Genomic DNA, 13456 nt, shown 5'->3' with positions numbered 1-13456 from the left:
TTTTATTTTACACAATCAAATTAAATATTAATCATTAAAAAACGTGTCGATAAAAGTAAGAAATTTATTTAGAATAGTATCACCTACTTTTGATCTTTGTAAAATAGAGGGTTGATGTTCTAATACTTCCACTACTTCTTGTTTGGTGGGGATTCTTTGGGTGAATAAATAATCTTCTGTTAGTTTTTTTAGCTTGTCCGCATTTATCTTTTCATCTTGTACAAATTGATTGAAGGCTTTTTGCTGTTCTTCGATCATAAATGCTGCATAACCTTCCTCTATTGAAGCATCTTCAAGTAATGGCAAGTTTTCTTCAATGAAACGTTCTATCAATTCGCGTTTGCTGCGCAGTTTGACATCTCCTGCAACGATATCTAGTATTTCTTTTTGTCTGCGTTCTTTTTCCTCTGGGTTTGTTGCTTTTAACTTGGCTAATAATCCTAAAATATAGGTTACTGTAATATCATCACGATGAATCAATTCTAGTTCAAAATCGACTTCGTTAAGTATGGAGGTTTTTTCTTTTTTACCTTTATCAGATAACTCCAAGTATTTCGATTTATAGTTATCAAATTCTTGTTCTCCTAAAACAATATCGTCAAAAGTAAAATCTACAAATGATGCAATTATGTTTTTTAACCGGATAATTTCACGAAACGCTTTTACAAATTCTAGCTCTTCGTCTTCGGTATATAAATCATCAACTGATTCAAAAGTTGGAGTAATTGCTGTTAAATTATCGTAAGCTTCATTAATTTCTTTAACGTAGGTTTCGTATGGTTTTAAGATGATAATTTCTTTAGCCTTTTTATCTGAAAATAAGGCAATGGCATCATCAGTGGCTTTTTTAAGATTCCTAAATACGACAATATTTCCTTGTGATTTTTTATCACCAAGAATTCTATTGGTTCTGGAATAGGCTTGAATTAAACCGTGGTATTTTAAATTTTTATCTACAAATAGGGTATTCAATGATTTACTATCAAATCCTGTTAGGAACATATTAACCACAAATAAAATATCTACTTGTTTAGAACGTACTCGTTGTGCTATGTCTTTGTAATAATTGTAAAAGGATTGACTGTCTTTTGTAGTCCAATTGGTTTTAAAGGTTTTGTTGTAATTTTCTATATAACTTTCTAGCTTATCTCTTTTATGATAGGCATTATAAACTTCTTCCTTTTCTGCTACCTCATTAAAATCTTTACTATCATAATCGTCTGTATCGCTAATCATTTCGTCATTGGCACCGAAACTAAAAATTGTAGCCATCTTTAAATCATGTTTACCCTCTTCTTTTAATTTAAGGAATAGATCATAATATTTAATCAGCATGTCTACGCTACTCACGCAAAACATAGCCGTAAACGTTTTGTTTTGCGTTTTAATGGGATGTTGCTGAATGATATAATTGGTAATCTTTTCAATGCGGTCTTTGCTTTGTAATAATTCTTGGGTATCAATTGCTTCTACTTCAATGTCAATTTCATTTTGCGAATTCTCACGCTCTTTATACTTCCCTACATACTCCACAGAGAAACGCAATACATTGTCATCTTTTATCGCATCGGTAATAACGTAACTATGCAATTGCTCACCAAATAAGCTTGCCGTGGTTTGGTTTTGCTTGTTTTTAGACGAGGCATTTTCTGCAAAAATAGGTGTACCGGTAAACCCAAACATTTGATAGTTTTCAAAATATTGGGTTATCTTTTTATGCGTATCTCCAAATTGAGAGCGGTGGCATTCATCAAAAATAAAGACAATTTTTTTGTCTTTTAGATCGTCCATTGTTTTAAGATGGTGTTCTCTCGTAATAGCATTGTACAATTTTTGAATCGTTGTTACAATAAGCTTGCTATTGCTGTCTTTGAACTGTCGTACTAAGTTGGCAGTATTATTAGTTGGGTCAATACAATCTGGTTTGAAGGCATTGAATTCTTTAGCCGTTTGGTAATCTAAATCTTGTCTGTCTACACAAAAAACTACTTTATCCACCTTTGGTAATTGTGACAAAATTTGACTGGCTTTGAACGAAGTTAATGTTTTACCTGAACCTGTAGTGTGCCATATATAACCGTTGTGGTTGCTGTTTTTTACCTTGTCAATAATACGTTCTACGGCATTAAATTGATACGGACGCAATACCATCAACATTTTATCAGAATCATGCAATACGGTGTATTTCGTAATCATTTTAGATAAATGACATTTCTCTAAAAAGGTATTGGCAAAATCCTCTAATTTAGAAATACGTTTGTTGTTTTCGTCTGTCCAAAAGAAGGTTTGTTTGAAATCGGGTTTTTTGTTTCCGAAATTGCTGAAGTATTTAGTATTTACGCCGGTACTAATTACAAATAATTGCACATAATTAAACAACCGAGTATTGGCTGAGAAAGAGTGTTTTTGGTAGCGGTTGATTTGATTGTAGGCTTCTTTTAATTCTAAGCCCGTCTTCTTTAATTCTATTTGCACTAAGGGCAAACCGTTAATTAAAATGGTTACGTCATAACGGTTTTTATACGTCCCTTCAACCGTGATTTGATTGGTTACTTGATATTGATTTTGACACCAGAAATCCATATTTAAGAACTCCACATAAACCAATTCGTTATTGTCATTTTTGAAAGCAAACTTATCGCGTAGCAATAACGCCTTTTCAAAAACATTGTTAGACTTGGTTAAGTGGTTTAGTATTTGCTTAAAATCCGAATTAGAAAACACTTTGTTGTTGTGTTTTTCTAATTGCTTTTTAAGATTGACTAGTAAATTATTTTCATCTTTAATAGTTACTTTATCGTATCCATTTGAAGCTAATTGGTTTACTAGATTTTGCTCTAAAATTAATTCGGATTGTGATGTCATGTTATATTAATAGTTCGAGATTCTTTACAAATCTCGAAGTTTATTTAATTTTATATTTGGTTAATAATACTAAGAATTTTTCAGAACGCACAAAGTTTTGTTTCACTTTATTGACTTGAATTATATCTAAAAAGTCAAGATTTACGAGACCTAACAAATCAGTTCGTGCTGTAAAATTTGATATTAAAAATCTATTCTCTACTTCTTTTACAGTAAAAATACTTTCTGGTTCATCGTATAGTATTTTTAATAATTGCGCTTGACGTTCATTAACATTTGGAATTCTAACAAAACTTGCAATTTGTAAATTTTCTTTTTGTTTCAGTTGAATATATTCTTTTAATGCTTCGAACGATTTGTCCATCACCTTTAAATGATAGGTCATAAAGTAAGTCAAATCATTGGCATCTGCTTCGGTATATAAATAGGCTTTCTCGTACTGATTTTTAGTATCCTGAATAATCTTTGAAATAGATAAATACTCTGTAAGCCAATATCCTTTTTTTAATAAATACCAGTAAAACAAGGCACGCGCCGTTCTACCATTTCCATCTGTAAAAGGGTGAATGTAACCAATCATAAAATGAATAGTAGTTGCTTTAAGGATAGGGTGCATAAAAGTTTCTTTACTATCAGCATTAAAAAAGTCACATAAGTCTTTAATTAATATTTCCAGTTCTTTATGGCTAGGAGGTGTATGCACGACTTCGCCATCAATATGATTGACAACTTGTACATCATCAGATATTCTAAATGCGCCTTCCTCTTTTTTATCGTCTAATGTATCACAAGCAATTAGTCCGTGAACGTATAACAATTTTTCAGGGGTTAAATCGTCATTGCGATTTTGTGTGATGTGTTTGATTGTAACATAATTATTTACAATCATTTGTTCTGACTTGGTCTTTGGTTTTACTTCTTTACGAAGCATTTCTTTAGCTTTTTTACGGGTAGTATTGGCTCCTTCTATCTGGCTACTAGAGATAGCTTCTTCCATAATAGCACTTACCAAATATCTAGTTTTATCAGCATCTGGAACAACATTATTTGCTCCCATATAACCACCGATATTCATATCAAAATAGTGAAGTATTTTTTGAATATAATCAGTAGTCACATAATTAAATTGATAACTACCAAAAGAGATATTTTTGTAATTTACCGCTCTTGCCATTTTTACGGCAGACCAAAGTTGTATAGGATCTAAATCTAATATTTTTTTATATTTTACTTTATCCCAATATAAATACTCGTTATTAATTTCTTTTATCTTAACAACCACATCTGGTTTATTTGCCAGTGCAAATATTTTTTGATTAAAAATCATTTTCGGTGCATCTTCCATCTTAACAGTATTATTAAAGAGTTCAAATATAGTAAATACTTCGAGATTATTGATAAATCTCGAAGTATTTACACAAACATTTGCTGCAACAATACATTTTTATCATCCAATTTTTCAATTAGATTTTATTCTAATAGTATTTCGGATTAGGATATCATTTATTTATCATCGTATTTAACCATAGCCTGAGCAAAATATTTAAATACTGTCAATTTTCCAGAATCTACAGCCAATGAAATTCCTCCTAATGGAAGATATCCCTCTTTAATCTTGTTTAAAACCTCAATTACTAGAAACTCTTTTGATTCCATTTCTAAAATAATGTAATCGATAATTTTTTTATTTTCCATAGTGTTTTTATTTACACAAACATTTGCTGTAACAATCCTTTTTTATATTCTTGGGTATCTTGTATTTGATTGGAAACTAATGCTATTTTTTCATCAATTGCCGAAAGGAAATTAGCGATTTTGGTTTGTTCCCGTAATGAAGGTAAATTAATTGGCATACTTTCAAACATTGGAAGTCTTAATGATTTCACAGTAGAGCCAACTGCGTGAGAATTCAAATGGTTTTTATTATGAGTTATTGAGTAAAACAAAAACACACCATCATTATTTCCAAAATTCATAATTGCATAAGTACGTTGGTGTAAATCAAATTTACCTTTAAAATATTTAGGAATAAACTCTTGACCTTCACCTGGAACAATTATCGCCTCAGCATCAAACAAAAATCTGTCACTTGACCTGATATCTTGCGATCTATCAAAAAAAGTATATTCCCCATCTAAATTACTATCTTCTCTATTTGAAGAACCTGTAGTTATTTTCGCAAATACTCCTAATTTGAAATTTTCCCACTCCTCAAAATCATTACCTTTATCATCTTTAAACCTGATTTCTTGGTTGAAAATTTTTTGCATGATGCCTTTTTTGTACTCTTCTAAAAGGGATTTTTTTTCTTTTAAAAGATTTAGTTTTTCATCTACTAATGAGAGGAAATTGGCTATGCGGGTTTGTTCTTCGTGGGATGGATAACTGAATGAAAAAGAATTAATTTGCTCTAAATTTAAATTTGGTTGGGCACCAACAGAAATATTATCTTTAATATATTTACTCATACATTCAGATGTAAGAATTTGAAAAATATAATCTTTATTTTCTTTTTCTTTTAGTCTAATAATGGCAAGAGCTTGATTTGTATTTGCTGGTAAAGCTTCTTTTTTTACAGTTGTACATTTACCTATTGTTGCACCGGCTATAGCAAATAGTAAATCATTTTCCTGTAGTATAGATCTTTTTAACTCTTTGTTATGTGTTTTTTCATCAATAAACAAACATTTACTGGTGTCTATATTATGACCATTCAAACATTCTATTTTTATAAAATTTACACCGTTTTCAGAAAAAGTCTTTGGTGTAGTACCTTTAGTTATTAGTGAGGTAATTTCTCTTAAATTTTTAAACTCCCAAGTACCCTCAAACTCTGGAAACCTTAATTTTGGTTGAAGTGTTTCCATATTAAAAAGGAGTTTTGATATTTAATTCACTACAAAACGAAACAATGGTTTTATCCACTTCATTCATTTTTAAATCAATGCTTTGCAATTGATCCGCCACTGCATTTACATCAATTGAGATGGCTTCTTCAAAAGTATTTACATATCGAGGAATGTTCAGGTTGTAATCGTTGGCTTTTACTTCTTCGAGAGTTGCTACGTTAGAATATTTGTCTATTACGGTCCTGTTTTGGTAGGTTTCAATAATTTTATCAATGTCAAATTCACGTAGTACGTTTTGATTTTTTACTTTTTCAAAATCATTACTGGCATCAATGAATAAAATGTTTTCTGGCGTTTCTTTGCATTTCTTCAAGACCAAAATACAGGTTGGAATACTCGTGCCATAAAACAAGTTAGACGGTAAACCAATAATGGCATCAATGTAGTTGCAATCTTCAATTAAATACTTCCTAATATGTCCTTCGGCAGCACCTCGAAACAATACGCCATGCGGCGCAATACAGGCCATAATACCGCTATCGTCTAACTGATGCACCATGTGTTGGATAAAAGCAAAATCAGCTTTGGTTCCAGGTGCCAGTCTGCCGTATTGCGAAAATCGCTCGTCATTTGTAAAAATAGGATTTGCAGACCACTTTGCTGAGAATGGTGGATTGGCTACAATGGCATCAAACTTAAAATCCAAGTGTTGCGGTTTTTCGAGCGTGTCTTCGTTTTTAATATCGAACTTATGATAATTCACATCGTGCAAAATCATGTTCATTCGCGCTAAGTTGTAGGTGGTACGGTTTTGTTCTTGACCGTAAAAATGTCCTACTTCTTCTACCTCTCGTGCCACACGAAGTAAAAGCGAACCGGATCCACATGTTGGGTCATAAACTGATTTTAACTTGCTTTTGCGAGTAGTCACAATTTTGGCCAAGATACTCGATACTTGTTGCGGTGTGTAAAATTCTCCTGCTTTTTGTCCGGCACCTGCTGCAAATTGTGCAATCAAATACTCATAAGCATCACCCAAAACATCACCTTCGGTATTGTCTAAATCGAAATCAATTTCGTCCAATGCTGTAAGTATTTTTACAATGACATCGTTACGGTCTTTGGTGGTACGACCTATTTTAGTAGAGTTTAAATCGATATCATAGAATAGGTTGTCAAAATCGTCTTGACTATCAGAACCCATGGTACTTTTTTCGATAGAGTTCAAAACGTTGGCTAAATCTTCGAGAATAAAAGTGCTTTGAATTTGCTCTTCATCGTCTTGATTAATAACCTTTGCATTTCCTTTTTTTGCAAGATTTGTAAACAGTTCGGATGGTTTTAGAAAATATCCTAGTGCTTCAACAATGGCTTCTTTTAACGCTTCTAAAACAGCTTTACCATCACTACTATTTTCGTCAATAGTATTAAACACGATTCCATCTGGCTTTAGGAACTCATTGGCTTTTTTTTCTAATTTTTCCGAAAGGTATTTGTAGAAAATAAAACCTAATATGTAGTCTTGAAATTGATTGGCTGATATTTTACCTCTTAGGATATTGGCAATCGCCCATAATTGGGTTTCTAAGAGTTTCTTTTGTTCGTCTGACATTGTGTTTTTTTGACTTTTTTTGAATATTGGCTAAAGTAGTTATAAACTTATATACGGTAAAAACTTATTTTTCAATTTTCTTATAAAATCCTGCATACAATTTCATACGATTTTATGCCAAAAAATGCTGGTCAATTTAACCGGTTTTCTACCCAAGAATCAAACTTATTTTTAGACAGGTAACGATGGAAAATTCATAAAAATAGGGCTTGATAAACACTCTTTCAATCCCTCATATTAAATCTTCCATGTCCTCGTTGCGCTACCGCTCCTATTCCAAATCAATTACAATCTTTTCCCACGTCACCTTAGATCATTTTATGAATACCTTATTATTTCAAAGCTCAGCCATAATGGTAAAATAATTAATGCGGCTTATAGATTGAATATACTGAATCCAATGGATGGGTCTGTAATTGAGTTAGGATATTTAATCCTTTGTCAAATTTTAATCTCATTTGCATTTGAGTAATACAAATCATCATTACTTCCCCTTCATTTTTATATTCAAAAACCAGTATGCTTTTGTCTTATTTCAAGAGCAAAGGTAACTCCGTGTTCTTTACGCAATAGCAAGGCCTGGTCCTTCAGATTTGCCAAAAAATCTCCACCCATCCAGGTTGTATTTTTTATCAAAGCCTTGCTATTGCTAAACACTCACCTTTTTATGCTCATGAAACAAAACATAGCATACTCCGGCTCTTTAGACGAATAAAAAAAATGTCAGCAATGAGAAATAAAATATTACAAATGGATTTGATGAAACAAAACAGCACCTCCTCACATTGCCGAATAAAATTTCAAAAAAAATTAATCACTAAAAATCGTAGAAATTATGAACATCACAGGAAGAGTGACAGCGGATGCGCAGGTACGCAACGTGTCCAACAGCAAAACAGTAGTAAACTTTTCGGTAGCCATCAACGACAGCTACAAAAACAAAGCGGGTGAGCGCATAGAGCAGACAACGTATTTCGACTGCGCCTATTGGCTTAGTCCAAAAGTAGCGCAGATACTCACAAAAGGCACGGTGGTAGAACTGACAGGCAAAGTGAGTGCAAGAGCGTGGACAGGCAGTGACGGACAACCACACGCAGGACTGAACTTCAACACCTCGCAAATCAAGCTTCACGGGGGCGGTAAGAAAACCGAAGCGGAACAGGCTTCTACAGGAAACAACAATGACGATACAAAGGACGATCTCCCGTTTTAACAACGAGCATCTAAATAATTTTTAACAATTTAAAATTTTAAAATCATGGCACATAATATCAATTTTAACAGCGAAACAGGACGTTATTCATTCTTTAGCGTAAAAGAAAAAGCATGGCACGGATTGGGGCAGATTGTGGAGCAATACCCAACAAGCGGAGAAGCGATAAAACATGCAGGATTAGACTATGAAGTAGCTAAAAGCCCCCTATTTACAAAAGGTTCCGGCATTATCGAAACGGCTAACGGCATAGAGATAGGCAACAGCGAATTGGAAGTACCTAACTATTTCGCCAACATACGCACCGATAACAATGCGGTATTGGGAGTAGTCGGCAAGGATTACCACATTGTACAAAACCCTGAAGCGTTCAATTTCTTCGATGCCATTGTAGGCGGTGACGAAGGCATATTATATGAAACCGCAGGAGCATTGGGCAACGGGGAGCGCATTTTTATCACCGCAAAACTGCCCGACTACATCCGAGTAGGCAATGGAGACGATGTTATCGAAAAGTACATTTTTTTGACTACTTCGCACGATGGCAGCGGAAGCATTACCGCAGCATTTACACCTATCCGAATCGTATGCCAAAACACCCTTAATGCTTCGCTTCGTTCGATGAGTAACGTGGTACGCATCAAACATACTTCGGGAGCAAAACAGCGTTTGGATGATGCTCACAAGGTTATGGGATTGGCAAATACACTGAGCAACCAATTAGAGGGCATATTCAACCAATGGGCTAAAGTAAAGGTAACTGACCAAGAGGTAAAAAAGCTAATCCAATTATCGCTTTGTCCAAATAAGGAAACATTTGATTTATTGAAAAAAGGTGCGGAAGATGAAGTTTCCACCTTGTTCAAAAACACAGTAGAAGATGCTTTTACCTACGCTATGCTTAGTGATACACAGCAGATGGAAACAACCAAAGGTACTTTGTTTGGAGCGTATAACGCCGTGACAGGATACTATCAGAATGTACGCAATTACAAAGATAATGAAGCCAAGCTACAGAGTATTGTAATGGGTGGTACGGCACAGCTAAAAACCCAAAAGGCTTTTGAACTGTGTACCTCTTTTGCAACAGAAGGAGCGGAAATCTTAAACCTTAATTAAATACCCTTAGGCTACCGTCTTAAATGGTGGTAGCCTTTAAAAAACTTTATAATGTGAAGACATTAAAAAAATGGACAATTAAATTTTAGAACGATGAACACAAATTTTTTCAATCAGATAGCACAAATGGACATACAAGGAGATTTGCACCTAACCATAGCAAAGGGAGCAGAAAACAACCTTATTGTATCGGTTATTCTCCAAAACGAACAATGCGGAGATACTGCAAAACAACTGATACCTCCGCTTAATTTAAGGGGAACAGCAGATGAATTGGATGAGGGATTTTTTCAGCAGATAGCAACACCTTTACAAACCGCTTCGGGTTTAATGGTAAATATGGAAGCCTTTATGAAACAGTTGGAAGAAGCTAAAAAGCAATCGGCAATGGAAAAGGAAAAAGGCGAAAAAGAGAAAAAGGAACAGGAAGCCAAAGACAAGAAATTTAAAGAGGGAATGGCAAAAGCGGATGAATTGGAAAAAGAAGGCAAATTCCGTGATGCGTGGATGAAAGTACCCGAAATTACCGACTACCCCGAAAAAGCGGACGAGATACGAAAACGCAAATCGGAACTATCAAACCAATTTTCTTCAACAGGTCTGTTTGCGACAGAGCAACCTAATGTTTAATACAAAATCCAAGAGTTATGTTATTAGCAACACAGTTAGAAAGAGTATTTATACTTAAAGATAAAGGACAGGACATCAGACTGACCGACCCCGAACCACGTTGGAGTGTGGAAGCGGTATTGAATTTTTACGCCAATACGTATCCCATACTAACCACGGCAAAAGTATCTGCCCCTATTATCCGTGATGATAGGATAGAATACAAATTGGAAAGCGTAATGGGAACAAAAGGTTAAACCAAAAATTAAAAACGATGAACTATGCAAAGCAATATCCTATCGGGAACTATCAGCATACCCGAACAAAAAACACAACGGCAACTGCACCGACAATTGGGCGAGTTCGCACAATGTATGCAGAGAGCCAAAGACACAAACGAAGTACAGAAAGACAAACAGAAATCCGTACCGATAGCAATGCTGCCAATGGTTTTCTAAAGTGTGCGTTTCTGCCAAAACTCAAAACAGTTCAATCCGTACAAGCTTGTAAGAAAACAGCAAAAATAGAGAGGGATTTTTACAAGTCCCTTTCCCAACTTGCAGAACATTACGGCATTGAACCGTTACAAACGAAAGATTATGGCTATCCCTATAATATAGCTTTGGCTATGTGGGATGCGGAAAACAAGTTAAAAAAGAACAATGTCAATTGGGATAATTTACGTTTGGTACAGGATAGTAAGAAAACATTTTTTACAAGCGAGGAACGATACGGCACAGGTACAACCCTGTACTATATTCCAATTGTTCCACTCTTTCAAATGCTCAATGACCCAAAGCGTAAAAAGACGGCTCAATTGCTCGTTTCGGTTTGCAGTTATCTGTATCATATTGCCGATATACCCTATTACAGACAGGAAAACAGCTATCTGTATTGGATGTACGAAATGATGAACGATTGGATTGAACAGGATGATTATACCGAAGAAACAAATAGCTGTATTGCAGAGATTGTAAAAGCCGAATGGATAGGCGAACGGATAGAACAAAAACTATTCAACCGTATCAATTTACAGATATTTGAACAACGCTTAAGACACTTTAAAAGCCGTGATACATTCGACTTGGAATGTCAAAAAGTGGCTTGCGATGCCTTTGTTCTCTATACGCAATATCCACACGAGAGCATTTTTCGAAACGCTCCAAGACCCGAAGTAGACCCCTATAATGATGAGAATGACTCCGAAACCGTTGGAATGGAAAAGTATATCTCCTTTATAGCAGATACCACAGGTTGGCTGTATGAGAGGCTTACCGACAGCATTAACAATGAGTTTAACGAGTATGGAGCAATGGAAGAACCTACTATTTGCAAACGCTTTGACGGAAGCAACATAACACAAACCAATCTTGATTTTGAGAACCGTTTATTTGCCCTTTTGGATGAACTATGCACACTATTATATGACTATAAAACCTCTAGAAAATGAACAACATAAATGACATAACTGAGAATTTTGGAACGCTTTACCACCCAAAATCCGCATTGGTTTTTTATCAAACCAAAGGAACGAATACCAATATGTACGTGGAGCATTTTGATATGGACAAAAACGGAAATCCTGTCAATGCCCATCCATTGACCGTAAATGAAGCTAAAGTGTTAGCAAAGGCGTTACACACCGACAAAGAAAAGGACAAAGCCTTTTTAAAGCCAAAAGGAATTTTACCGACCAATATATTGCATATCAATCCGAGCGAAAAAGGCACGGTACTTTGGTACACCAAAGCACAGAAACAGCAATTTTATTTTGTGAAGGGTTTGGGCATACCCAACGGCAAAGCACATGTACCATCAATGCTTTGGTATGCCAGTAAAAACAGCCTAGCACTATTTGCTATTACTACTGACAGAAGACCAACAGAAAATACACCATTGTATTTTGCTCCTTTCTTCAACATTTATGAAGACGGTAAAGTGTGTATGGGAACTGTAAGTATAGACATTAAAAATTCCGCTTCCGTGGAGGAATTTATAAGTGCTTGGGAAGACTACTTTTTTAATAGCTATTTCAGCCATCTATTAGGAGAACACAGTCCCATAAAAGGGAATTGCGTAAGCCTTTGGAAAAAATTGATTGAAACTAGCGAAGCCTTTCCTAATGATGTATTGAAAAAGAACAACAAAACCATTAAAAATCTATTGTGATGAATACCGAGAAACTAAAAGTACATTTTACCGATAACTATCTGATAAGCCCTACCAATCCCATTACGGTAAACTTAATCGGTGCAGGTGGGACAGGCTCAAAGGTTCTGACCGCTTTAATGGAAATGAACCACAGCTTAATCGAATTGGGACACGCAGGCTTACGTGTCCGCCTATGGGATGATGATACTGTAACCAATGCCAATTTAGGAAGACAGCGTTTTGCAGAGAGTGAAACAGGCTTGTACAAGTCCGTTGCACTAATCAACCGTGTAAACCGCTTTTCAGGGACGAATTGGAAAGCCGAAACCGCAAAGTTTGAAAAGGACAGTTCGGGCAGAATACCCGAAGAAGCACAGGCAACTATTTACATTACCTGCGTGGATAATGTACAGGCAAGGTTTGGCGTTGCTGAAATACTGAAAGAAATAGGCAACCGCAGACACCACAGGGACGAACCGAAATATTGGCTGGATTTTGGCAATAGCCAGCATACAGGACAAGTGTTGCTGTCTACCATAGGAAACATTCATCAACCCAATTCGGAGAAATACGAAACGGTGGCAAGCCTGCCAATGATTACCGAAGAATTTGGAGAGTTATTAAAGCAGTCCGAACAAGAGGATGACACGCCAAGCTGCAGTTTAGCAGAAGCACTTGAGAAACAGGATTTGTTTATCAATTCCTCTTTAACCCAAATGGGATGCTCCCTTTTATGGAACTTATTTCGGCATGGTATGACACCGTACAGGGGATTTTTTCACAATCTAAAGGACTTTCGCACCCATCCCATAAAAGTCGCCTGATAGTCAAAATCGGGCGGCAAAAAGACACTCCCTTCTGATGGTCGGGACAGTCTTTTTGCGCCAAATCGGTGCAACCACTTTACCAAAATGCACCTTTCGCACTTCCTCACTCCGCATTTTACCAAACAGGTTGGAATCTTATTTCTAAGGGATATTCATTATCCCTTTCGTTGTTTCAGCCGACTTCTTTTCTTTCCACATCAGCCACCAAAGA

12 protein-coding genes are annotated in these 13456 nt (G+C 35.4%); 7 read left to right on the top strand and 5 right to left on the bottom strand.

The features are described from left to right. Positions 1 to 27: 27 nt before the first annotated feature. From H8R22_RS10055 to H8R22_RS10035, 5 genes are all read right to left on the bottom strand, one after another. Positions 28 to 2865, bottom strand: a complete 2838-nt coding sequence (locus H8R22_RS10055; RefSeq protein ID WP_187010258.1) for a type I restriction endonuclease subunit R — start codon at positions 2863 to 2865, stop codon at positions 28 to 30. Positions 2866 to 2905: 40 nt separating this feature from the next. Continuing rightward, complete coding sequence (locus H8R22_RS10050) at positions 2906 to 4210, bottom strand: Fic family protein (RefSeq protein WP_099715399.1); 1305 nt, start codon at positions 4208 to 4210, stop codon at positions 2906 to 2908. Between the two features lie 158 nt (positions 4211 to 4368). After that, positions 4369 to 4560 (bottom strand): hypothetical protein, encoded by a 192-nt coding sequence (locus H8R22_RS10045; RefSeq protein ID WP_099715398.1) that lies wholly within the window; start codon positions 4558 to 4560, stop codon positions 4369 to 4371. A gap of 11 nt (positions 4561 to 4571) precedes the next feature. Then, positions 4572 to 5732, bottom strand: coding sequence for a restriction endonuclease subunit S (locus H8R22_RS10040; protein WP_187010257.1), 1161 nt, complete (start codon positions 5730 to 5732; stop codon positions 4572 to 4574). A gap of 1 nt (position 5733) precedes the next feature. Beyond that, positions 5734 to 7326, bottom strand: coding sequence for a type I restriction-modification system subunit M (locus H8R22_RS10035; protein WP_182651734.1), 1593 nt, complete (start codon positions 7324 to 7326; stop codon positions 5734 to 5736). Positions 7327 to 8161: 835 nt separating this feature from the next. Here H8R22_RS10035 and H8R22_RS10030 point away from each other — a divergent pair. The 7 genes from H8R22_RS10030 (at position 8162) to H8R22_RS10000 (ending at position 13242) form a co-directional block, all read left to right on the top strand. Beyond that, the gene (locus tag H8R22_RS10030) at positions 8162 to 8539 is read left to right on the top strand and encodes a single-stranded DNA-binding protein (protein WP_099715395.1); all 378 of its coding nucleotides are present in this window, start codon (positions 8162 to 8164) and stop codon (positions 8537 to 8539) included. Positions 8540 to 8584: 45 nt separating this feature from the next. Beyond that, positions 8585 to 9658 carry a DUF932 domain-containing protein gene (locus H8R22_RS10025; RefSeq protein WP_187010256.1) on the top strand — a complete coding sequence of 358 codons (1074 nt, stop codon included), beginning with the start codon at positions 8585 to 8587 and terminating at the stop codon, positions 9656 to 9658. Between the two features lie 93 nt (positions 9659 to 9751). Continuing rightward, positions 9752 to 10288: a PRTRC system protein E gene (locus H8R22_RS10020; RefSeq protein ID WP_099715393.1), complete on the top strand. Its 537-nt coding sequence runs from the start codon at positions 9752 to 9754 to the stop codon at positions 10286 to 10288. 17 nt (positions 10289 to 10305) lie between these two features. Then, entirely contained in the window at positions 10306 to 10524 is a 219-nt protein-coding gene (locus H8R22_RS10015) for a PRTRC system protein C (RefSeq protein WP_099715392.1), read from the top strand. Positions 10525 to 10541: 17 nt separating this feature from the next. Next, positions 10542 to 11717, top strand: a complete 1176-nt coding sequence (locus H8R22_RS10010) for a hypothetical protein (RefSeq protein ID WP_099715391.1) — start codon at positions 10542 to 10544, stop codon at positions 11715 to 11717. Next, positions 11714 to 12436, top strand: coding sequence for a PRTRC system protein B (locus tag H8R22_RS10005; protein WP_182651731.1), 723 nt, complete (start codon positions 11714 to 11716; stop codon positions 12434 to 12436). Before H8R22_RS10010 ends, H8R22_RS10005 begins: the two co-directional genes overlap by 4 nt. Next, entirely contained in the window at positions 12436 to 13242 is an 807-nt protein-coding gene (locus H8R22_RS10000) for a PRTRC system ThiF family protein (protein ID WP_131910826.1), read from the top strand. Before H8R22_RS10005 ends, H8R22_RS10000 begins: the two co-directional genes overlap by 1 nt. Positions 13243 to 13456: the final 214 nt, after the last annotated feature.

The sequence above is a fragment of the Flavobacterium kayseriense genome (assembly GCF_014305095.1).
Classification (GTDB): domain Bacteria; phylum Bacteroidota; class Bacteroidia; order Flavobacteriales; family Flavobacteriaceae; genus Flavobacterium; species Flavobacterium kayseriense.
Note: the sequence above shows the minus strand (reverse complement) of the source record. Positions and strands in the feature narration are given on the sequence as shown.

Coding starts and splice junctions, on each gene's coding strand:
- H8R22_RS10055 (WP_187010258.1), bottom strand. CDS start 2,865: ATGACATCACAATCCGAATTAATTTTAGAGCAAAATCTAGTAAACCAA.
- H8R22_RS10050 (WP_099715399.1), bottom strand. CDS start 4,210: ATGGAAGATGCACCGAAAATGATTTTTAATCAAAAAATATTTGCACTG.
- H8R22_RS10045 (WP_099715398.1), bottom strand. CDS start 4,560: ATGGAAAATAAAAAAATTATCGATTACATTATTTTAGAAATGGAATCA.
- H8R22_RS10040 (WP_187010257.1), bottom strand. CDS start 5,732: ATGGAAACACTTCAACCAAAATTAAGGTTTCCAGAGTTTGAGGGTACT.
- H8R22_RS10035 (WP_182651734.1), bottom strand. CDS start 7,326: ATGTCAGACGAACAAAAGAAACTCTTAGAAACCCAATTATGGGCGATT.
- H8R22_RS10030 (WP_099715395.1), top strand. CDS start 8,162: ATGAACATCACAGGAAGAGTGACAGCGGATGCGCAGGTACGCAACGTG.
- H8R22_RS10025 (WP_187010256.1), top strand. CDS start 8,585: ATGGCACATAATATCAATTTTAACAGCGAAACAGGACGTTATTCATTC.
- H8R22_RS10020 (WP_099715393.1), top strand. CDS start 9,752: ATGAACACAAATTTTTTCAATCAGATAGCACAAATGGACATACAAGGA.
- H8R22_RS10015 (WP_099715392.1), top strand. CDS start 10,306: ATGTTATTAGCAACACAGTTAGAAAGAGTATTTATACTTAAAGATAAA.
- H8R22_RS10010 (WP_099715391.1), top strand. CDS start 10,542: ATGAACTATGCAAAGCAATATCCTATCGGGAACTATCAGCATACCCGA.
- H8R22_RS10005 (WP_182651731.1), top strand. CDS start 11,714: ATGAACAACATAAATGACATAACTGAGAATTTTGGAACGCTTTACCAC.
- H8R22_RS10000 (WP_131910826.1), top strand. CDS start 12,436: ATGAATACCGAGAAACTAAAAGTACATTTTACCGATAACTATCTGATA.